The sequence below is a fragment of the Hydrogenophaga sp. 5NK40-0174 genome (assembly GCF_040372165.1).
In the GTDB taxonomy this organism is placed as follows: domain Bacteria; phylum Pseudomonadota; class Gammaproteobacteria; order Burkholderiales; family Burkholderiaceae_C; genus Hydrogenophaga.
This window is the reverse complement of the sequence record NZ_BAABWG010000004.1, coordinates 614,254-635,655: the sequence shown is the minus strand read 5'-3', so window position 1 is coordinate 635,655 and position 21,402 is coordinate 614,254. Positions and strand designations below refer to the sequence as shown.

Below are 21,402 nucleotides of genomic sequence, written 5' to 3'. Positions count from 1 at the left end.
AGTGGTCAACATGTCCACTGTTCAGCACCTGCTCGACAAAGCCCTTTCGCACGGCATCGGGCGGCTGGAGTCCCAGATGCTCACCTTGCTGGCGATGGGGCAAAACCCGAACAATCGCGCATGGCTGCTTTCCCACGATCAGGACGGTGTACCGGATCAAGCCCTGTCGATCTTTACCGCGCTGCTCAACCGCCGGTGCGCAGGAGAGCCCATGGCCTATCTCACCGGTCGTCAGGAGTTTTTCGGTCTTGACCTGCTGGTGACGCCCGACGTCCTGGTGCCTCGGGCCGACACCGAAACCCTTGTGGAGTGGGGCCTTGAGGTCTTGGCATCAGGCTTGGCATCAATCGATAAACCCGCCGTCGTGGATCTGGGCACCGGCAGTGGGGCGGTGGCGTTGGCCATTGCCCAGGGGAAACCCAATGCCACTGTGACTGCCACTGACCAAAGTCAGGCGGCACTGGCGGTTGCCCGAAACAATGCTGAGAAGCTTTCGCTGCGTGTGCAATTTGAAATGGGCTCCTGGTGGGAGGCAGTCCATACCTCCCCCCTCTTTCACCTCGCCCTGTCCAACCCCCCTTACATCAGCAGCGACGACGAGCATTTGCCTGCCCTTCGTCACGAGCCACTGACCGCTTTGACAGCGGGACGGGATGGACTGGACGACATCCGCGCCATCATCTCGGGTGCGCCCGCTCACCTTGCACCCGGAGGGTGGCTGCTGATTGAGCATGGCTACGATCAATCCGGGGCTGTGCGCGATCTCATGGTGGATGCAGGCTTTCAATCCGTGACAAGCCGCATGGATCTGGCGGGAATTGAGCGGTGCACTGGCGGCCACTTGGCTTCACCGTCATAATCAGGGTTTTCCCGCTCCCAGACTTTCCGCCTGCAAACGGCAGAAGGCAGCCCACGGATCACATCAGAAAGAGACAAATCATGACCGACGCGCGCAACCAGATTGACGAACTGGTCAAATCCAACGATATCGTTTTGTTCATGAAGGGCAGCGCCAGCTTCCCCATGTGCGGATTTTCAGGACGCGCAGTGCAAATCCTCAAGGCTTGCGGCGTGGACACAAAAGCTCTCAAGACCGTGAACGTGCTGGAAGACGACAGTATCCGCCAGGGCATCAAGGAGTACAGCAACTGGCCCACCATTCCACAGCTCTACGTCAAGGGTGAGTTCATTGGTGGCTCGGACATCATGATGGAGATGTACAACTCCGGAGAGCTTCAGCAAGTGATTGACGCCTGAGAAGCGGACATGCACCAAAAACAGGCCGCCCAGAGGGCGGCCTGTTTCGTTGTGGAGCGTGTCAAAGCGCACGAACACCTCGACTACAGACGACTCCAAGCAGAAAAGGGGCGAAATTCCGGGCTTTTCCTGCATTGAGGACGGGCACGGCTTGTGCTTGAATGAAGCTGTTGCCACTTGCTGTTTGGGAGAACGTCATGACTTCACGCAGTTTGGTTGCCCCCCCTCAGTCTTCGGGCTTGCCTATCGCCCGAATGCGAAGTGTGTTCAGTGCAGACGATGTCGAGAAAAAGCTGGCCCGGCTGCAGGCGAACGGAAATGATCGCGACAGTGAGCCACTGCGCAACATGTATCAGCGCATGCTCGAACGAGGGCCACAGCGGTTTGCCGTCAAGCCATCAGGTGTGCCGGACATGACACCGCTCTATGACCTTTTGCCAAACTTTGGCGATGTGCTGGACGATGTCAAGCGGCACGTGGCGCTGAGCCATGACAGCGAAGACAGCCTGGAAGTCACACCCATCCTCCTCCTGGGCCCCCCTGGCGTTGGAAAGACCCATTTCGCCAAACACGTGGCCGACATGCTCGGTACAGGCATGAGCCTGGTCCCGATGAGCAGCATGACAGCTGGCTGGCTACTCTCTGGCTCATCTTCTCAGTGGAAGGGTGCCAAGCCGGGCAAGGTCTTCGAAGCACTGGTTGAGGGCCAGTATGCCAACCCCGTGATCGTTGTCGACGAAATTGACAAGGCTGCCGCCGACGCCCAGTACGATCCGATGGGCTCGCTCTACAGCCTTCTGGAACATGACACGGCACAGAGCTTCATCGACGAGTTTGCAGATGTTCCGATCGATGCCAGTCAGGTCATCTGGATCACGACAGCCAACGATGAGCGCTCCATTCCAGATCCCATTCTCAACCGGATGAACGTCTTTGAGATCGAGCCTCCCACGCTGGAAGCGGCCAGGCGCATTGCAGAGCACCTTTACACCTCCATCCGGTCGGAGCATGACTGGGGCAAACGTTTTGAGCCGCAGGCGCCAGCCGATGTGCTGGATCAACTCGCCGAGATGGCACCCAGAGAAATGCGACGCGCCTTGGTAACAGCCTTCGGCAATGCGCGGCTGGATTCACGATACGCCATTGAGGCCGACGACCTCCCTCGCGCGGCAAACGCCAGACAGCGCATGGGCTTCATGCAGTAACTCAGGGCACCGCCGCCGCTGCGCCTGAAGGGCTGGTCAGGCGTCCGGATGTGACCAGCGCTTAGCTGCAGCGTACACCGCGTTGGGATACTTGGAGCGGCCCCGGCTACCGTTGTAGCGCCCCAGCGCCATGAACGTATCACCATTCTCTCTGTCCAGGTAATGGCGCAAGATGACGCAGCCAAAGCGAATATTGGTTTGCATGTGAAACAGCTTGCTGGAGTCGCCGTCACCGATCAGTCTTGACCAGAACGGCATGATCTGCATGTAGCCGCGCGCACCCACACGAGAAATCGCAAACTTGCGAAAAGCGCTCTCGACCTGAATCAGCCCCATTACCATTGTGGTATCGAGTCCTGCTCGTTTCGATTCGTACCAGACTGTCTGCAAGAAATCCACACGGGTCTGAAAGTCTGGCTTTCGCCTGCTCAACTTGTCGCTCATGGCTCCCAGCCAGCGCAGGTAGGCCAGACGCGAGGCTGTGTCGGCAAAGAACGGCTCAGGAGGCGCATGCCGGGCGATAGCCGCACTCAAGGCGGAGCGAACCGAATCCGCCAGAGGCTCCTCCAGCTGACCAGCCACCGCCTCCGACACACCCAGATATGGCGCAGCAGCACCCGCAAGCACCCAGCGGCACCAGCCCCGCCGGTCAATGCCCGGTCTCGTCGTACCTGCTTCGTCAAGCCACGCGCTGTTCCCAATACGTATCACTGACCCAACCGCCCTTTGATAAAAGCGCCAATCTCGCCGACAGCAACCTTGGTTGCCTGATCGTCTCGCCGGTGCTGGTATTCAATCTGGCCTTCTTTCAAGCCCCGATCGCCGATGGTGATGCGATGTGGCACGCCGATCAGCTCCCAATCGGCGAACATGACACCAGGGCGCTCTCCCCGGTCGTCCAGAATGACATCGACCCCATCATTCTGCAACTGCGTATACAAATTGGAGGCGAGCTCTTTCACGGCGTCACTCCTGTCCATGCCCAACGGGCAAATCACCAGCGTGAACGGCGCAATGGCATCCGGCCAGATGATGCCCTTTTCGTCATGATTTTGTTCCACGGCGGCGGCGGGCAGCCGGGTCACCCCGATGCCATAGCAACCCATTTCAAATGGCTTGGGCTTTCCGTCCGTGTCCAGAAACGTGGCATTCATGGCTTGGCTGTACTTCGTCCCCAGATAGAAGACGTGCCCCACTTCAATGCCTCGCTCAATGGCCAGCCTGCCCTTGCCGTCGGGTGACATGTCACCTTCGACAACATTGCGCAGGTCGGCAACCATTTCCGGCTCTGGCAGGTCACGTCCCCAGTTCACCCCTGTGATGTGGTAATCGGGCTCATTGGCGCCACAGACCCAGTCGGCCATCAGCGCCACCTCGCGGTCAGCCACCAGGCGAACCGGCTTGAGCATGTTCAAAGGCCCCAGATACCCGGGCTTGCACCCAAAATGCTCTTCGATCTCGGCCACGGTGGCAAACCGATAGTCTGCATCGAGCCCCGGTACCTTGCTGACCTTGACTTCATTCATGTCGTGGTCACCTCGCAGCAGCAGCAACCAGACCTGCGTCTTGATCATTTCACCCTCGTCATTGCGCTCATCTGTGGCCAGCACGAGCGATTTGACGGTAGAGGCCAGGGGGATTCCCAGAAGCTCGGCCACTTCCGGGCAAGTGCTCTTGCCGGGCGTTGGCGTTTTGGTCATGGGATGTGCAGCAGAGGGCCGGCTGTGCGAAGGAGGCAACGCTTCTGCCTTTTCCATGTTGGCGGCATAGTCACTGTCAGGGCAATACACGATGGCATCCTCACCCGTGGCGGCTATCACCTGAAACTCTTCGCTCAGGTCGCCGCCGATGGCGCCACTGTCAGCGGCCACTGCCCGGTAACGCAGGCCAAACCGGTCAAATATCGAGCGGTAAGCAGCTGCCATCACCTGGTAGCTGCTCTTTGCGCCGGCCTCGTCGCGGTCGAAACTGTACGCGTCCTTCATGATGAACTCGCGACCCCGCATCAATCCGAACCGGGGCCGGCGTTCGTCACGGAATTTCGTCTGAATCTGATAGAAATTCTTGGGCAACTGCTTGTAGCTTCTCAGCTCCTGACGAGCCACATCGGTGACAACCTCTTCACTGGTCGGCTGAACCACGAAGTCGCGGCCATGTCGGTCTGCGATACGAAGCAGCTCTGGCCCCATCTTGTCAAACCGCCCCGTCTCCTGCCAGAGCTCCGCCGGTTGCACCACCGGCATGGTCATCTCAATGGCCCCGGCCTTGTTCATTTCCTCGCGCACAATCGCTTCGACCTTCTGGATCACTCGCAACCCCATGGGCATGTAGGTATAGATGCCGGCGCCGAGTTTTTTGATCATGCCGGCGCGAGTCATCAGCTGGTGGCTGACGACCTCCGCGTCAGCGGGGGCTTCCTTGAGCGTGGAGACGAGAAATTGAGAGGCTTTCATGGCGCTACAAAAGTGTTGTTGCGGATGGGATATGCGTGTGATGGCCAGTGGACCACCCGGGAGGTCAGGCAATCAAAACGTCAAAATCAGCCTGCCAGCTCGGTAAATACCCGAATGTACGGCCCATTGGTGCGGCAATTCGGTACTCAAGCACGCAGGTGCAATGCATAATCGATGCAATTCAAAATTTGGGGAAGATTATGCTTGACAGAGAAGGCTTCAGGCCCAATGTCGGCATCATTCTGCTCAACCAGAAAAATCAAGTATTTTGGGGCAAACGCATTCGCTCCAATTCCTGGCAGTTTCCGCAAGGCGGAATTGACCGGGGAGAATCTCCTGAGCAGGCGATGTACCGCGAGTTGCACGAAGAGGTCGGGCTCAAGCCCGAGCACGTACACATTGTGGGCCGAACCCGTGATTGGCTGCGCTACGAAGTACCTGAGCGTTTCATACGGCGCGACGCTCGCGGTCACTACAAGGGGCAAAAGCAGATCTGGTACCTCCTCCGCCTTGTTGCGCAGGACTGGAACCTCAACCTGCGCGCCACCAACCACCCGGAATTCGATGCATGGCGATGGCATGAGTACTGGGTGCCTCTCGATGTCGTGATCGAATTCAAGCGCGGCGTCTACGAAATGGCGCTCACTGAGTTATCTCGCTTCCTGCCACGCAACGACACCCGCAACCGATACCTTCGAAGCGGAGGAAAGCGACCGAGCCGCAGACTAGACGACGCAAGGGCACAGCAACAACAGCGCAACGGTGCTCAAGGGCCGACAGAGAACGCAGTCGAACTCCCACCGGGCGCCAGTTGTGAACGGCCCATGCCCCCCAACCTGCGTCGCAACGGCTTGCGAGCGCCTCGCTAACCCATTGATTGACGCTGATTCCAGGGCCAATCGCGGCCTGGCGGGCGACTGTTGATCTCAGGAAGCGGTGCGTGTCAGTGTCATGTCGTCACGATGGATCATCTCGTGCTCGGCGACGTAGCCAATCAGACGTTCAAACTCGCTGGATGGCTTTCGGCAAAGCAGTCGTGCCTCGGAACATGAGTAATTGGCCAGGCCGCGGGCAATCTCAAGACCACCCTGATCACGGACAGCGATCACGTCACCCCTGGAGAAGTCGCCCTCTACCCCAGTCATGCCGATAGGCAGCAAGCTCTTGCCCTCACGCACGATCTTGCTCACGGCCCCATCATCCACAGTGACCGCACCACGGAGCTGCAGATGGTCAGCCATCCAGCGCTTTCGCGCCTGACTCTTGACCGTATTGGCCAGCAGCGCTGTGCCTACCTGATCGCCTTGGCAGATTCGCAGCAAGACATCTTTCTCACGACCATAGGCAATCACCGTGGAGGCCCCGGAACCCGCAGCGCGGCGCGCGGCAAGTACTTTGGTGAGCATCCCACCTCGACTGATGCCTGAACCTGCGCCACCAGCCATCGATTCCAGTCTCGGGTCCCCCGCTCTGGCCACATGTACAAATTCTGCACTCGCGTCCCGCCTCGGATCCGCAGTAAACAGGCCTTTCTGGTCTGTCAGAATGATCAGCACATCAGCCTCGATCAGGTTGGCCACCAAAGCACCCAAGGTATCGTTGTCACCAAACTTGATCTCGTCATTGACAACCGTGTCGTTCTCGTTGATGACTGGCACGACCTTCAGGTGGAGCAAGGCCCTCAACGTGGAACGCGCATTGAGATAGCGCTCTCTGTCACTCAAGTCCGCGTGGGTCAGCAAAACTTGGGCACTCCCCACGCCATGAGCGCGCAATTTGCTCTCGTAGATCTGGACCAGACCCATCTGCCCAACGGCCGCAGCTGCCTGGAGCTCATGCAGCTCGTGCGGACGTTGCTGCCAGCCGAGCCGCTTCATGCCTTCGGCGACTGCTCCCGAACTGACCATCATGAGCTCACGCCCTTGACCAACGAGCTGTGCCAACTGCTCGCACCACTGCGCAATCGCAGCCTCATCCAGCCCCCGGCCCTCGTCAGTCACAAGTGCCGAGCCGACCTTGACCACAATGCGCTTGGCCGAGCGAAACAGCTCCGGCCGAAAGTTCTCGGAAACAGGCTCAGACAAAACTGGCTCCAGACTGCTCACCCACGGTCCGCAAAACGCGGGTCCACGGCAACATTTGATTGCTTGGCTTGATGTACTTGATGGAGGTGCTCGTACACTTTTTGCACGAGTGTGTCACAACCCTCCCGGGTCAGGGCCGAGATTTCAAACACGGGCCCTTTGTATTTCAGCCGCTTGACAATGTCCTTGACTTTGGCGTCCCGCTCTTCGGGCGAGAGCACGTCAACCTTGTTGAGGACGAGCCAACGGTCCTTGCTGTAAAGCTCCTTGTCATACTTCTTGAGCTCTGCAACGATCGCCTTGGCCTGCGCCACAGGATCGACGCCTTCGTCAAACGGCGCAACATCCAGCACATGCAGAAGCAGGCGGGTTCGTTGCAAATGCCTCAGGAACTGATGCCCAAGGCCTGCGCCTTCGGAAGCCCCTTCGATCAGACCGGGAACATCAGCGACCACAAAGCTACGCTCTGGGCCGGCACGAACGACGCCGAGATTGGGGTGGAGTGTGGTGAAAGGGTAATCCGCGATCTTTGGCCTGGCATTGGAGACAGCCGCGATCAAGGTTGACTTCCCGGCATTGGGCATCCCAAGCAGGCCTACATCCGCCAGAACCTTCAGTTCCAGCTTGACTGTGCGGCGTTCGCCTGGGTGCCCCAGGGTTTTTTGCCGGGGAGCGCGGTTGGTCGAGCTCTTGTAATGGAGGTTGCCAAACCCACCATCGCCGCCCTTGGCCAAGGTCACTTCTTCGCCATCCTTGAGCAGCTCGAAGAGAACTTCCCCCGTATCCGCATCGGTGATCACAGTACCGACCGGAAGGCGCAGAACAACATCGTCACCCTTGGCCCCAAACATGTCCGAGCCCTTGCCGTGTTCGCCCCGCTTGGCTTCAAAACGCCGGGTGAAGCGAAAGTCCACCAGTGTATTCAGGGCAGAATGCGCCTGCGCCAGCACGTGTCCTCCGCGGCCGCCGTCTCCGCCGTCCGGGCCGCCAAACTCTTTGAACTTCTCGTGCCGAAACGAGGCACAGCCATTGCCACCATCGCCCGCAGCGATGTCGATCACAGCTTCATCCACAAACTTCATGGCCTGATCTCCTCATTTCGCGCCAGAACAGCTCCGACTCAGAACGGAAAAAGGCCCGCAGCAGCGGGCCTTCTCGACAACCATCATCACCGCCAGTGAGGCGACAGCCTCACCATCTGCAGTGAATCGGTCGCTGGGTATCACACGGGCGTGATGTTCACCACCTGGCGATTCAACGCACCTTTGGTACCGAAGGATACACGGCCATCTACCGTTGCAAACAGGGTGTGGTCCTTGCCCACTCCCACGTTGGTGCCGGGATGGAAACGCGTACCGCGCTGACGAACGATGATGGAGCCTGCGCTCACCATTTCGCCGCCAAAGGCCTTGACACCAAGCATTTTTGGCTTGGAGTCACGTCCGTTTCGCGTAGAGCCGCCGCCTTTTTTATGTGCCATGTTGCATCAACTCCTCAACCATCGATTGCAGAAATCTGCAGCTCGGTGAAATTCTGACGGTGGCCTTGGCGCTTCTGGTAGTGCTTGCGACGACGCATCTTGAAGATGCGAACCTTCTCATGACGACCATGAGCCACGACCGTGGCTTTCACAGTTGCACCGGACACCAAGGGCGTACCGACCTTGATCTCGCCGCCGTTACCGACTGCCAGAACCTGGTCCAACACGATCTCCTGGCCTACGTCCGCAGCAATCTGTTCTACTTTGATCTTTTCGCCAGCGGCAACGCGATACTGCTTGCCACCGGTTTTTACGACCGCGTACATATAAACCTCTCGGGATATCGAAAGAAACCACCCGCAGCAAACAGGTTTTGCGCGGGCTCGGCAGACCAATTTCCACCGAACTCAGCATTTTAGCATCCCTGGCGCAGCATGGCAAGGCCCTGACCTGCCCGGACAAAATCCTGAAGTCGATCAGACCATTCGATCCGGGACACTCCGGCTCGCTCCCTATAATCCTCGAGCAACAGGCGAGAACAGCACCCGGCTGCCAGATTCGAGCTTGGCCTGAGTCACACGAGAATTTGCGGAATACACCTTGACAGCAGCAACTGCCTCACCCGCCACTGGCTTGCAGCTCATCGAAGCCGACATGCGGCGCGTTGACGAGGTCATCAACGAACGGCTAGCGTCCGGCGTCCCCCTTGTACGCGAGGTCGCGCAATACATCATTTCGGCCGGTGGAAAACGGCTTCGCCCCGCCCTGCTGCTGCTGACCGCTCAAGCCATCTCGTGTGATAACCCTGATCGGCATGTGCTTGCTGCGGTTGTGGAATTTATTCACACAGCGACCCTTCTGCATGATGACGTGGTGGATGAGTCAACACTGCGCCGCGGCAGGGACACAGCAAACGAACGCTTCGGCAATGCTGCAAGCGTTCTGGTTGGCGACTTTCTGTACTCCAGGGCGTTCCAGATGATGGTTGGCGTCGACAACATGCGTGTCATGCAAGTCCTGGCAGAGGCGACCAATGTGATCGCCGAAGGCGAAGTGCTGCAATTGATGAACATGCACGACGCCACCCTGGACGAGGCCGGCTACCTGCAAGTGATTCGCTCAAAAACGGCCAAGCTCTTCGAGGCCAGCGCCCGCCTTGCTCCCATTCTGGCGCAGTCTGGCGCTGAGCTGGAAGAAGCCTGCGCCACCTACGGACAGGCCCTGGGCACAGCTTTCCAGGTGATTGACGACGTGCTTGACTACGAAGGAGACGCGCTCGAGCTGGGCAAGAACCTGGGAGACGACCTGCGCGAAGGCAAGGTCACCCTGCCCATCATTTGCGCCATGCAACGCGCAAACGCGGACCAGGCACAGCTGATGACCAATGCCATCGTCAATGGGGAGCTTTCGCATCTGCCCGAAATCCTCACCATCGTGCGCGAAACAGGCGCGCTTGAAGCAGCACGCTCGAGCGCTGCGGCGGAAGCCCGGCGCGCCATTGATGCGGCAGAACAGCTTCCGCACAGCCAGGCAAGAGAGGCTTTGATAGAATTGGCCGCTTCACTTCTGGTGCGCCGCACCTGAAGCGCAAGGCCGGCACCCTGCAGCCAGGTGCACCGTTTCAGGCCTTGGAGATACTGTGCTGCCAAATCGGCCGTCGGGGTGTAGCTTAGCCTGGTAGAGCGCTACGTTCGGGACGTAGAGGCCGGAGGTTCGAATCCTCTCACCCCGACCATTCACCTGACTTCGGTCCCTTCGTTGACGCCACCAAAATGTTGCGCTAGCGCCGCCTGTTGCGCAAATTCGACACGATAAGGCGGGGGGAAGCGGCAAACAACCGCCTGACACACATAAATCGCGTCAAATTCGACGTGCAAGTCGTTGATTTACGTTAGATTACAGTCCTATGGCATCTGTTGATTCGAGTATTGGCGCCGCGAAGACCATGGCCTTGCCAGGCCTTGGACGTGCGCTCGTGTCCGCCGGAAAGCTGGACCAGAAGGCTGCGGAGGAGATCTACCGCAAAGCCCAGAGCAGCCGTTCCAGCTTCATTGCGGAACTGACTGGTTCCGGCTCGGTCTCGCCCAGTGATCTGGCGCACACCATGTCCATTGCGTTTGCCGCGCCCCTGCTGGACCTGGAAGCCATAGACGTCCAGAGACTACCAACAGGTCTGCTGGATCCCAAGATTTGCTCGGATTTCAGAATTGTTGTACTGAGCAAGCGCAACAACCGCCTGATGGTGGCCACTGCAGACCCCTCGGACCAGCAAGCTGCCGAGAAAATCAAGTTTGCCACCCAGATGGGTGTGGACTGGGTCATTGCCGAATACGACAAGCTCAGCACACTGGTGGACTCCCAGTCGACCTCGGCCAACGAGTCCATAGACAATATCGTCGGCGGCGAGTTCGAGTTCGACGAGGACTCCATTGAAGCTGGCGACGAAGAAGACAACGCACCGGCCACGACCGACGTCGACGATGCCCCGGTTGTCAAGTTCCTGCACAAGATGCTGCTCGATGCCTTCAACATGAGGGCATCCGACCTCCATTTCGAACCATACGAGCACACCTATCGTGTCCGCTTCCGGATTGACGGAGAGCTGAGAGAAATCGCATCTCCTCCGGTGGCGATCAAGGACAAGCTCGCCTCGCGAATCAAGGTGATTTCGCGAATGGACATCTCCGAGAAGCGCGTCCCCCAAGACGGGCGCATGAAGCTCAAGGTAGGGCCCAACCGCGTTATCGACTTTCGCGTCAGTTCACTGCCAACACTGTTCGGCGAGAAGATCGTTATCCGTATTCTTGATCCCAGCAGCGCCAAGCTGGGCATTGACGCACTGGGATATGAGCCAGAGGAAAAGGAACGCCTGCTGGAAGCCATTGCTCGCCCCTACGGCATGGTTCTGGTGACTGGCCCTACCGGCTCCGGCAAGACAGTCTCCTTGTACACCTGTCTGAACATCCTCAACGAGCCCGGCGTCAACATTTCCACCGCTGAAGACCCTTCCGAGATCAACCTTCAAGGTATCAACCAGGTCAACGTCAACGAGAAGGCGGGCTTGACCTTCGCTGCGGCCCTGAAGGCTTTTCTGCGTCAGGATCCAGACGTCATCATGGTGGGTGAAATTCGAGATCTTGAGACGGCAGACATTGCGATCAAGGCTGCGCAAACAGGTCACATGGTGATGTCAACTTTGCACACCAATGATGCCCCCACCACGCTGACCCGAATGATGAACATGGGCGTGCCCACATTCAACATTGCGTCCAGCGTCATTCTCATCACCGCCCAGCGCCTGGCGCGCCGCCTGTGCGAAGCCTGCAAGGCGCCTCAGGACGCCCCGCGCAAAGCCCTTCAAGACGCTGGATTCAAGGCAGAAGACCTGGACGGGACCTGGACGCCGTATAAACCGGTGGGATGCTCGGCTTGCAACCAGGGATACAAGGGACGCCTCGGTATCTACCAGGTCATGCCCATCTCCGAGGAAATACAGCGCATCATTTTGCGCAACGGCACCGCGCTGGATATTGCAGAACAGGCCAGCAAGGAGGGAGTGCGCACCTTGCGTGAGTCCGGACTGCTCAAGGTCAAACTGGGATTGACTTCTCTGGAAGAAGTCCTCAGTGTGACCAACGAATAACCGCATTCTCCCAGGGCACCCCGCAAAAACGAACCCGAGGAACATATGGCTACCGCAGCAAAACGCAACGCAAACCAGACCAAAGACATGGTCTTTGAATGGCAGGGGAAGGACCGCAACGGTCGTCAGGTGCGAGGAGAGTTGCGCGCACAAGGCAAGAACCAGGTGATCGCCAGCCTGCGCAGGCAGGGCATCATGGTCGAGCCAGCCAAAGTGAAGAAGCGTCGCTCTCGTTCGGGCAAGCGCATCAAACCAAAAGACATCGCCATCTTCACCCGACAACTGGCCACCATGATGAAGGCCGGTGTTCCGCTGCTGCAGTCTTTCGATATCGTTGGCCGTGGCAACCCCAACCCGAGTGTCACCAAGCTCCTTAACGACATTCGCCAGGACGTCGAGACGGGCACCTCGCTCAGTGCAGCGTTTCGCAAGCACCCGATGTACTTTGACAACCTCTACTGCAATCTGGTCGAGGCCGGGGAGGCAGCGGGTATTCTTGAAGCGCTGCTTGACCGTCTGGCCACCTACATGGAGAAGACGGAAGCGATCAAGTCGAAGATCAAGTCGGCCTTGATGTACCCGACTGCCGTGGTGTTGGTTGCCTTTATCGTGATCACGGTCATCATGATCTTTGTGATCCCTGCGTTCAAGGAAGTCTTTTCCAACTTTGGTGCCAACCTTCCCGCTCCGACAGAGTTCGTTATTGCTATGAGCGAGTTCTTTGTTGACTACTGGTACATCATTTTCGGTGTCCTAATTGGAGGAGGGTACTTCTTCATGGAAGCATGGAAGCGAAGCGAAAAGGTCCAGTTTTTCATGGATCGCCTGCTGCTCAAGGTTCCGATTTTTGGACCACTCGTAGAGAAGTCCGTCATCGCACGTTGGACAAGGACGCTATCGACCATGTTTGCAGCGGGTGTGCCACTCGTTGAAGCCTTGGACTCCGTGGGCGGTGCATCAGGGAACATGATCTATGCAAAGGCCACAGAGAAGATTCAGCAAGAAGTGTCGACAGGTACGAGCCTGACCAATGCCATGACCAACGCCAATATTTTTCCCTCGATGGTGCTTCAAATGTGCGCCATCGGCGAAGAGTCTGGATCGATCGACCACATGCTCGGTAAAGCCGCCGATTTCTACGAGGCAGAAGTGGATGACATGGTGGCTGGCTTGTCGAGCCTGATGGAGCCGATCATTATCGTCGTATTGGGTACCGTAATCGGTGGCATTGTGGTTTCAATGTACCTGCCAATTTTCCAGCTGGGCCAAGTCGTCTGATGCTCTTCGCGGGTGAACCGCTCAGCGCCTTGTTTCTTGGGGTGCTGGGTCTCTTGGTGGGCAGTTTTCTGAATGTCGTCATCCATCGACTGCCATTGATGATGGAGCGGCGCTGGAAAGAGGAGTGTGAGCAGTTCCAGGCTGAGGCCAACGGCGAAGCCGCCGGCAGCTCCTTGGCTAGCGCTGAAGAGAAGCTTGCAGAAGCCGCTGAGCAGCAAACGTTCAACCTGGTCGTCCCGCGCTCTCGCTGCCCGCACTGCGGCCATCAGATCCGGTGGTTTGAGAATATTCCCGTCTTCAGCTGGCTGGCTTTGGGGCGGAAATGCTCCGGCTGCAAGGCGCCCATCAGTGCGCGGTACCCTTCAATTGAAGTCCTCACCGGTCTGCTGTTTGCATTTTGCGGTTGGCAGTGGGGTCTGGGCTATGAAGCGCTGGCGTGGTGCGGTTTTTCCGCGGCCATTGTCAGCCTGACTTTCATCGATTGGGACACTACCCTGCTCCCGGATGACATCACGCTGCCACTGCTTTGGGCTGGCGTCTGCCTGGCGGCACTGGGCATCACGGAAGTCGGCCTGGCCGCCAGTGTCTGGGGGGCGGTCGTCGGCTACCTCAGCCTCTGGTCGATCTACTGGCTGTTCAAACTCACCACTGGCAAGGAGGGGATGGGCTTCGGTGATTTCAAGCTGTTTGCAGCGCTTGGCGCGTGGTTCGGTCTCGCAAGCCTGCTGCCCATCATTCTGATCGCGTCCATCGTAGGGTCTGTCATCGGCATTGCCTTCAAGCTGTCAAGCAATCTGCGCGAAGGCGGCTACATTCCGTTTGGCCCTTTTCTGGCACTTGGCGGCCTCGGCGTCATGTTGCTGGGGTCGGCCACGATGCTGGGCTGGCTTGGCCTGAGCGTGACATAAAGCCGTGCCCTGCCAATCTCAACCTGGCGTTTGCTCTCTGATCTGAATCCAGCAGCATGTGGCGCATCGGACTCACGGGTGGAATCGGAAGCGGAAAGAGCACGGTTGCGGCGTTTCTCTCCCAACGAGGCGCCACCGTGCTGGATGCTGACGCCATGGCCAAATCCTGCACTGAGGCAGGCGGATCTGCCATCCCTGCCATCGCCAAGGCATTCGGCAACGAGTTCATCGCCGGTGACGGCAGCATGAATCGCCAGAAGGTGCGCTCACTCGTGTTTCAGCAACCAGGGGCAAAGGCCACGCTCGAGTCCATCATTCATCCCCTGGTTCACGAGGCCATGGAGGCCGCCGTTGCCGGCAGCCGGGCCCCGGCCATCGTGTTCGACGTGCCCTTGCTGGTGGAGTCAGGGCTTTGGCCGGTGCGTGTGGACCGGGTTTGGGTCGTCGACTGCACAGAGGAGACGCAGTTCGAGCGTGTCCGCGAGAGAAACGGGTGGGACGACAAGACCATCTCGTCAGTGATCAGCTCCCAGGCGCCGCGATTGAAGCGGTTGGCCGCAGCCGACGCCGTTATCGCCAATGATGGATACGGATTGGAACGATTGCGATCCCGGGTAGATCAACTGGCTGCCCACTTCGGGCTATGATGAAAGCTGTGTACGGGTGCTTGAATGGCTTGCACCCTGAATCATGAGCTTTCACGTGATCCTCTACGAATACCCTTTCAACGAGCGCATTCGAACCTATTTGCGCCTAGAGCACCTGTTTCGGCGGCTGGCCGACCTGATCCCGCGTGAACACCCGATAGATCACCATTTCGCTCTCCAGACCATTTTCGAGGTCATGGATGTCGCTGCAAGAGCAGACCTCAAGTCCGAAGTTCTACAGGACATCGACAAGCAAAGAGGTCAACTGGCGTCCTTCAAGGACAACCCGGCGATCGACCAGTCTGTCCTTAACGACACCATTGGTCACCTGGATCATTGCTTTTCAGAGCTCAATCAGACCAATGGCAAGGCTGGCCAAGCCTTGACCACAAACGACTGGCTTATGAGTGTGCGAAGCCGGGTGGGCATTCCCGCCGGTACCTGCTCATTTGATCTGCCGGCCTACCATGACTGGCGTCACCAGCCGGCTTCAAAGCGTCAACGTGACCTTGAAGTCTGGACAAACACGCTTGCCCCTTTGGCAGAAGGTGTGATCGTGCTGCTCAAGATGCTTCGCGACTCCGGTTCCCCGCAAAAGGTGGTCGCACCCAATGGCATGTTTCAACAAAACCTACCTCAGGGCCGCACATTTCAGCTGCTCCGCCTGAGGATCAACCCCGACTCAGGGCTCATCCCCGAGATCAGCGGCAACCGTTTGATGCTGTCGGTGCGGTTGATGCGTGTGGGAGAAGATACCCGGCTCCACAAAGCCCAGGAAGACGGCAGCTTTGAGCTGACGCTTTGCGCATGAGCACACCAGCGCCCAGAACCGTTCAGTGCCCCCAATGTGGAGGCCCCTCCCGATACGCTCCGGACAATCCGGCCCGCCCCTTCTGCAGCCCTCGTTGCAAAGGCCTGGATCTCGGCGCCTGGGCCAGCGAAGAGTACGCAGTGGCGGAGCAGCAGTCGTCTTCAGACCCCAGGTTTGAGGAAAGCTGAGCCGCCTCTGCCTTCTGCACGTGGCGACGGGCCGCCTTGGGCTTCCTGAGCAAGCCAGTCCAACACCGGAACAGTGCCTGCCAGGACGGGCTCACAGGTGACAGGCAACACCTGCCAGGAAAACGATTGCCCCTCTCGCATCTGGAGCGAACCCGACCACGCACGTACCTTGCAGAAGTTGAGATGCACCAAGGCGTGAGGGTAGTCCACGTAGCTGTCGCGCCAGGGTGCAGCAGCAGTTATGGAAACGCCCAGTTCTTCCAGTAGCTCTCTTCTAAGCGCCTGTTCAACGGTCTCGCCGCGCTCCACCTTGCCGCCAGGGAACTCCCAGTACCCGGCATAGACTTTCCCTTCTGGCCGGGTGGTCAGCAAGAAGCGCCCTTGCTCATCGATCAGGACACCGACAGCGACTTCAACCACCTTGCGTTCTGACGCAGAACTGCCGTCCACTGCGGAGCCACCGTCCACCACTAGCACCGACCCCTTTGCCTCGCTCAAGCCGGACCACCTTCACCAAGCATTGCCGCATGATGCCGGGCAAACTGCTGCGCAACCCGTCCACTGCGCGAGCCGCGTTCGAGCGCCCAAACCAGCGCAGGGGCGTGCGCAGAGGTCAGCTCGGCATCCGGAAGGCCCAGTGCACCGAGCCATTGATCGACAATGCGCAAATAGTCTTCCTGACTGAATGGGTAGAAGCTGATCCAAAGCCCGAACCGCTCTGAGAGTGAGATCTTCTCTTCAACGACTTCGCCCGGATGCACCTCTCCGTCATCCGTATGGGTGTATGAGAGGTTTTCTTTCATGTACTCGGGCAACAAGTGCCGCCGGTTGCTGGTCGCAACGATCAACACGTTCTCACCACCCGATGCGACCGTACCGTCCAACATGGACTTCAGCACCTTGTATCCCCGCTCACCTTCATCAAAACTCAGGTCATCGCAGAAGACAATGAATCGTTCCGGACGTCCGGCCACGAGTTCCGCAATGTCAGGAAGGTCGACCAGATCGTCCTTGTCCACTTCAATGAGGCGCAATCCTCGCCCCGAGTACTCCTGGAGACTCGCTTTGACCAGCGATGACTTTCCGGTTCCCCGCGCACCCGTGAGAAGAACGTTGTTGGCCGGAGAACCGCAGACAAAGCGCTCTATGTTTGTCTGCATCCTCACCTTCTGGTCGTCGATGGCTCGAAGGTCGTCAAAACGCATAGGCGCCAAACGGCGGACAGGCTCCAGCACAGGCTGCCGACCCGCTCGCCGACGATACCGAAACGCCACCGACTCGCTCCAGTCCGGCTCCACCAGCACTCCTGGCAGCGCGGCCTCGATGCGGTCAGCCAGTCGCTCTACACGGTCGAGCATGCGCTCCAGTTTGGCTTCAATCATGAGCGGTAGTCGGCGTTGATGGTCACGTAATCGTGGCTGAAATCGCAGGTCCAGACAGACTCGGTCGCGTCTCCTCGCCCAAGCGACACATGCACCAGAATCTCGGATTCATTCATTACCCGCTGCCCATCTTCTTCCCGGTATGCTGGGTGACGTCCACCGGCCTTGACCACCTCCACATCCCCCAGCGAAAGGTCCACACCCGAGATGTCCAGATCGGCGATACCTGCATACCCCACAGCAGCGAGAATTCGTCCCAGATTCGGGTCGCTGGCAAAGAACGCCGTCTTGACCAGCGGCGAATGTGCGATGGCGTAAGCAACCTGAAGACACTCCTGGGCGTGCTTTCCGCCCCCTACCCTGACTTCAATGAACTTCGTGGCGCCTTCTCCGTCCCGGACCAACGCATGCGCGAGGTGGCGCGATACATCCATCAATGCGGTCAGTACAGCCTGACCATCGGCCGAATCCCAGTCCTCGATCGGCGGGTTGCCTGCCTGGCCTGTCGAAATGACAACAAACGAGTCATTGGTTGAGGTGTCCCCGTCAACGGTTACCCGGTTGAAACTGGCATCGGCGAGGCGCTTGGCCAGACCTTGCATGGCACCAGGGCTGACCGCTGCATCTGTAGCCACGTAGCCGAGCATTGTCGCCATGTTGGGGCGAATCATGCCCGCACCCTTGGCAATGCCGGAGACAGTCACTGCCTTGCCCCCGACCTCCACCTGACTGCTTCGAGCCTTCGGGATGGTATCAGTCGTCATGATGCCTTCGGCTGCTTTGAGCCACTTCGGACCAGCGACTGCATCAGCGCTGGCTGCATCCTGCAGCGCCGTAGGCAGTCCAGCCAACAGCCTGTCCATTGGAAGCGGCTCCATGATCACGCCGGTCGAGAACGGCAGAACTTGCTCATGATTGACGCCGAGCGCACGAGCCAGGGCGCTGGCCGTCTGGCGTGCATCATTCAGGCCCTGTGCGCCGGTACCGGCGTTCGCGTTCCCGGTATTGATTACGATGGCGCGAATATCCGCTCCGGCCTCCAGGTGGTCCCTGCAAACTTGTACCGGCGCTGCCGCATATCGATTGAGCGTGAAAACTGCATCGACCAGAGTGCCTTCGTCCAACAAAAACACAGTCAGATCTTTGCGAGCTTTCTTACGGATACCTGCCTCGGTGACACCGATGCGCACGCCGGCAACGGGCAGGAGTTGATCAGGATTCGGAGTATCTAGATTGACTGGCATATGGGCCTCGTATAAAAAAAGGCAGTTGGCCACCACCGACTGCCTTCTCATCGTTCACGCTGAGATCAGCTCAACTTGCCGTGGCATTGCTTGTATTTTTTACCACTTCCGCAAGGGCAAGGGTCATTTCGCCCCACGCGAGGGACATCATCACCACTGGAAGGTGTTGCAGTCATCCCATCTGTTGTATGGGCCTCACCTGACTCGTCTGGTGCGGTGTAGGTCACGTTCGAGATGTGCTCGGCGCTCTCACCAATCTGCTGGGCCGCCTCATTGGCCTGCTCGGCAGATTGAATGCGGACATTCATCAAAATGCGCGTCACTTCGTGCTTGACGCTGTCGAGCAGTTGTCCAAACAGCATGAAGGCTTCACGCTTGTACTCTTGCTTCGGCTGTTTCTGTGCATAGCCACGCAAGTGAATACCTTGCCGCAGATAGTCCAGTGCCGCGAGATGATCGCGCCACTGGCTGTCAATGTTCTGCAGCAGCACCATGCGCTCAAATTGGGTGAAGTTCTCTTCGCCAACCAGCGCCACCTTCTCCTCGAAAGCCTTGGTGGCTTCGCCCTGTACGCGCTCCGCCAGCTCCTCTGCATCGATGGCGTCGGCATCATTGACCCACTGGACGACTGGAACTTGCAGTGACCAGTCGTCTGCAAGGGCTTTCTCCAGACCCGGCAGATCCCACTGCTCCTCCACACTTCCAGCGGGAACATACTGCTGGACCACATCAGAGAAGCAGCCGTTTCGCAGGTCATCAATCTGTGCCCTGAGGGAATCGGCGTCGATGATGTCGTTTCGCTGCTGATAGATCACTTTGCGCTGATCGTTGGCCACATCATCGTATTCCAGCAGCTGCTTGCGAATATCGAAGTTGCGAGCCTCCACTTTGCGCTGCGCGCTCTCAATGCTCCGCGTGACCATGCCTGCCTCAATGGCCTCGCCCTCGGGCATCTTGAGCTTGTCCATGATGGCCCGGACGCGATCTCCCGCAAAGATCCGCATGAGCTGGTCATCCAGGCTCAGGTAGAAACGGGACGACCCGGGGTCACCTTGACGGCCAGAACGCCCGCGCAGCTGGTTGTCGATACGGCGCGACTCATGCCGTTCGGTGGCAATGATGCGCAGGCCGCCGAGTGATTTGACCTTTCCGTGATCCTCTTGCCAATGTTGGCGAATCTGCTCTGCTTTCTCTTCTCTGGCTTTTTCGTCCAGGGTTTCGTCGTTCTCCACCGCCGCCAACAGCTTCTCAAGATTGCCGCCCAGCACGATATCGGTGCCACGCCCAGCCATGTTTGTCGCGATGGTGATCGCGCCAGGACGGCCTGCCTGGACAATGATGTCCGCCTCACGCTCGTGCTGCTTTGCATTGAGGACTTCATGCGGAAGCCCCTCTTTGGCCAGCAGGTCCGCAATGATCTCGGAATTCTCAATCGAGGATGTTCCGACGAGTACGGGCTGACCGCGTTCGTGGCACTCGCGGATGTCCTCAATGGCGGCCCGGTATTTCTCAGGCGTGGTCTTGTACACCCGATCGAGCTGATCGCTTCGCTGGCTGTTGCGGTTCGGTGGAATCACGACGGTTTCAAGGCCGTAGATCTCCTGGAACTCATACGCCTCTGTGTCCGCAGTTCCGGTCATGCCCGAGAGCTTCTTGTAGAGGCGGAAGTAGTTCTGGAACGTGATGGAAGCCAGTGTCTGGTTCTCGGGCTGGATCGCCACGCCTTCCTTGGCTTCGACAGCCTGGTGCAGGCCATCGCTCCAGCGTCGTCCAGCCATCAGGCGGCCCGTGAACTCATCGACGATGACCACTTCTCCGCCCTGCACCACATAGTGCTGGTCACGATGAAACAGGTGGTGCGCTTTGAGCGATGTCACCAGATGGTGCATCAAGGTGATGTTCCCTGGGTCGTACAAGGATGCCCCCTCAGGCAACAGGCCAGCGCCAGAGAGCAGTTCCTCTGCCTTTTCGTGCCCTTGTTCGGTGAGGTGGATGGAATGCGCTTTTTCGTCGACCGTGAAGTCTCCGGGCTTGATCACGCCTTCGCCTGTCCTGGGATCGGCCTCGCCTTCCTGGCGAACCAAAGAGGGGATCAGCGCCTTGATCGCCACGTACACAGGTGTTTGGTCTTCCGCCTGGCCACTGATGATGAGCGGCGTACGGGCTTCATCGATCAAAATGGAATCGACCTCATCGACAATGGCGAAATTCAGGCCCCGCTGAACACGGTACTTGGATTCGTACACCATGTTGTCGCGGAGATAGTCGAAGCCATACTCGTTGTTGGTGCCGTAGGTGATGTCTGCAGCGTACGCTGCCTGCTTGTCGGCCCGCTCCATTTGCGGCAGGTTGATGCCCACCGACAGGCCAAGAAAACCATACAGACGGCCCATCCACTGCGCGTCGCGGCTGGCGAGGTAATCATTGACCGTCACCACATGGACGCCGTTACCTGTGAGCGCATTGAGGTAGACGGGTAGCGTGGCCGTCAGCGTTTTGCCTTCGCCAGTACGCATCTCTGCAACCTTGCCTTGATGCAGTGCCAGGCCACCAATCATCTGCACGTCAAAATGACGCATCTTCATGACCCGCTTGCTGGCCTCCCTCACCACGGCAAACGCATCGGGGAGGATATCGTCCAGCGTCTCGCCCTGCCCGAGTCGCTGCTTCAAAGCAGGCGTCTGGGCACTCAGCTCTTCGTCCGACAGCTTTTCATACTGCGGCTCAAGTGCGTTGATGCGGACAACAATCTTGCGGTAGCTTTTGAGCAGACGGTCATTTCGGCTGCCGAAGATTTTGGTGAGAATGTTGGTGGCCATAAA

At 58.4% G+C, this 21,402-nt stretch carries 21 protein-coding genes and 1 tRNA gene; 12 read left to right on the top strand and 10 right to left on the bottom strand.

What is annotated here, in order from left to right:
• The first annotated feature begins 10 nt into the window (after positions 1-10).
• From prmC to ABWV89_RS16465, 3 genes are all read left to right on the top strand, one after another.
• Positions 11-859, top strand: a complete 849-nt coding sequence (gene prmC / locus ABWV89_RS16475) for a peptide chain release factor N(5)-glutamine methyltransferase (protein WP_353399203.1) — start codon at positions 11-13, stop codon at positions 857-859.
• Positions 860-939: 80 nt separating this feature from the next.
• The gene (grxD, locus tag ABWV89_RS16470; protein WP_353399200.1) at positions 940-1,257 is read left to right on the top strand and encodes a Grx4 family monothiol glutaredoxin; all 318 of its coding nucleotides are present in this window, start codon (positions 940-942) and stop codon (positions 1,255-1,257) included.
• Positions 1,258-1,454: 197 nt separating this feature from the next.
• On the top strand, positions 1,455-2,462 hold the full coding sequence (locus tag ABWV89_RS16465) for an AAA family ATPase (RefSeq protein WP_353399197.1): 1,008 nt from the start codon (positions 1,455-1,457) through the stop codon (positions 2,460-2,462).
• Between the two features lie 36 nt (positions 2,463-2,498).
• On the opposite strand, the gene ABWV89_RS16460 is transcribed toward ABWV89_RS16465, so the two are convergent.
• A complete protein-coding gene (locus ABWV89_RS16460) occupies positions 2,499-3,089 on the bottom strand; it encodes a lytic transglycosylase domain-containing protein (RefSeq protein WP_353399194.1) in 591 nt (196 codons plus the stop codon).
• Between the two features lie 80 nt (positions 3,090-3,169).
• Positions 3,170-4,915: a proline--tRNA ligase gene (locus tag ABWV89_RS16455; RefSeq protein WP_353399191.1), complete on the bottom strand. Its 1,746-nt coding sequence runs from the start codon at positions 4,913-4,915 to the stop codon at positions 3,170-3,172.
• A gap of 200 nt (positions 4,916-5,115) precedes the next feature.
• Between ABWV89_RS16455 and ABWV89_RS16450 the strand changes: the two genes are divergently transcribed.
• On the top strand, positions 5,116-5,784 hold the full coding sequence (locus ABWV89_RS16450) for an RNA pyrophosphohydrolase (protein ID WP_353399188.1): 669 nt from the start codon (positions 5,116-5,118) through the stop codon (positions 5,782-5,784).
• Between the two features lie 57 nt (positions 5,785-5,841).
• Here ABWV89_RS16450 and proB read toward each other — a convergent pair whose 3' ends face one another.
• From proB to rplU, 4 genes are all read right to left on the bottom strand, one after another.
• The gene (proB, locus tag ABWV89_RS16445; RefSeq protein ID WP_502903236.1) at positions 5,842-6,999 is read right to left on the bottom strand and encodes a glutamate 5-kinase; all 1,158 of its coding nucleotides are present in this window, start codon (positions 6,997-6,999) and stop codon (positions 5,842-5,844) included.
• 17 nt (positions 7,000-7,016) lie between these two features.
• Entirely contained in the window at positions 7,017-8,081 is a 1,065-nt protein-coding gene (gene cgtA / locus ABWV89_RS16440) for an Obg family GTPase CgtA (RefSeq protein ID WP_353399185.1), read from the bottom strand.
• A gap of 140 nt (positions 8,082-8,221) precedes the next feature.
• Positions 8,222-8,479 carry a 50S ribosomal protein L27 gene (gene rpmA / locus ABWV89_RS16435; RefSeq protein WP_353399182.1) on the bottom strand — a complete coding sequence of 86 codons (258 nt, stop codon included), beginning with the start codon at positions 8,477-8,479 and terminating at the stop codon, positions 8,222-8,224.
• A 14-nt stretch (positions 8,480-8,493) separates the two neighbouring features.
• Positions 8,494-8,805: a 50S ribosomal protein L21 gene (rplU, locus tag ABWV89_RS16430; protein WP_353399179.1), complete on the bottom strand. Its 312-nt coding sequence runs from the start codon at positions 8,803-8,805 to the stop codon at positions 8,494-8,496.
• 328 nt (positions 8,806-9,133) lie between these two features.
• Between rplU and ABWV89_RS16425 the strand changes: the two genes are divergently transcribed.
• From ABWV89_RS16425 to ABWV89_RS16390, 8 genes are all read left to right on the top strand, one after another.
• Positions 9,134-10,063 carry a polyprenyl synthetase family protein gene (locus tag ABWV89_RS16425; protein WP_353399311.1) on the top strand — a complete coding sequence of 310 codons (930 nt, stop codon included), beginning with the start codon at positions 9,134-9,136 and terminating at the stop codon, positions 10,061-10,063.
• Positions 10,064-10,137: 74 nt separating this feature from the next.
• A tRNA-Pro gene (locus ABWV89_RS16420) sits at positions 10,138-10,214 on the top strand.
• A 171-nt stretch (positions 10,215-10,385) separates the two neighbouring features.
• Entirely contained in the window at positions 10,386-12,122 is a 1,737-nt protein-coding gene (gene pilB, locus ABWV89_RS16415; protein WP_353399176.1) for a type IV-A pilus assembly ATPase PilB, read from the top strand.
• 45 nt (positions 12,123-12,167) lie between these two features.
• Positions 12,168-13,400 (top strand): type II secretion system F family protein, encoded by a 1,233-nt coding sequence (locus ABWV89_RS16410; protein ID WP_353399173.1) that lies wholly within the window; start codon positions 12,168-12,170, stop codon positions 13,398-13,400.
• Positions 13,400-14,308 carry a prepilin peptidase gene (locus ABWV89_RS16405; protein ID WP_353399171.1) on the top strand — a complete coding sequence of 303 codons (909 nt, stop codon included), beginning with the start codon at positions 13,400-13,402 and terminating at the stop codon, positions 14,306-14,308. The genes ABWV89_RS16410 and ABWV89_RS16405 overlap by 1 nt, the downstream gene beginning before the upstream one ends.
• A 56-nt stretch (positions 14,309-14,364) precedes the next feature.
• Complete coding sequence (gene coaE / locus ABWV89_RS16400; RefSeq protein ID WP_353399168.1) at positions 14,365-14,955, top strand: dephospho-CoA kinase; 591 nt, start codon at positions 14,365-14,367, stop codon at positions 14,953-14,955.
• Positions 14,956-15,010: 55 nt separating this feature from the next.
• Positions 15,011-15,766 carry a cell division protein ZapD gene (gene zapD, locus ABWV89_RS16395; RefSeq protein WP_353399308.1) on the top strand — a complete coding sequence of 252 codons (756 nt, stop codon included), beginning with the start codon at positions 15,011-15,013 and terminating at the stop codon, positions 15,764-15,766.
• A complete protein-coding gene (locus tag ABWV89_RS16390; RefSeq protein ID WP_353399165.1) occupies positions 15,763-15,954 on the top strand; it encodes a DNA gyrase inhibitor YacG in 192 nt (63 codons plus the stop codon). Before zapD ends, ABWV89_RS16390 begins: the two co-directional genes overlap by 4 nt.
• Here the strand turns inward: ABWV89_RS16390 and ABWV89_RS16385 are convergent.
• From ABWV89_RS16385 to secA, 4 genes are all read right to left on the bottom strand, one after another.
• Positions 15,928-16,452, bottom strand: coding sequence for an NUDIX domain-containing protein (locus ABWV89_RS16385; protein WP_502903235.1), 525 nt, complete (start codon positions 16,450-16,452; stop codon positions 15,928-15,930). The two genes, ABWV89_RS16390 and ABWV89_RS16385, sit on opposite strands and share 27 nt — an antisense overlap.
• Positions 16,449-17,333: an ATP-binding protein gene (locus ABWV89_RS16380; protein ID WP_353399302.1), complete on the bottom strand. Its 885-nt coding sequence runs from the start codon at positions 17,331-17,333 to the stop codon at positions 16,449-16,451. Before ABWV89_RS16380 ends, ABWV89_RS16385 begins: the two co-directional genes overlap by 4 nt.
• Positions 17,333-18,580 (bottom strand): bifunctional glutamate N-acetyltransferase/amino-acid acetyltransferase ArgJ, encoded by a 1,248-nt coding sequence (argJ, locus tag ABWV89_RS16375; RefSeq protein ID WP_353399162.1) that lies wholly within the window; start codon positions 18,578-18,580, stop codon positions 17,333-17,335. The genes ABWV89_RS16380 and argJ overlap by 1 nt, the downstream gene beginning before the upstream one ends.
• A 65-nt stretch (positions 18,581-18,645) precedes the next feature.
• Positions 18,646-21,399: a preprotein translocase subunit SecA gene (gene secA, locus ABWV89_RS16370; protein ID WP_353399159.1), complete on the bottom strand. Its 2,754-nt coding sequence runs from the start codon at positions 21,397-21,399 to the stop codon at positions 18,646-18,648.
• Positions 21,400-21,402: the final 3 nt, after the last annotated feature.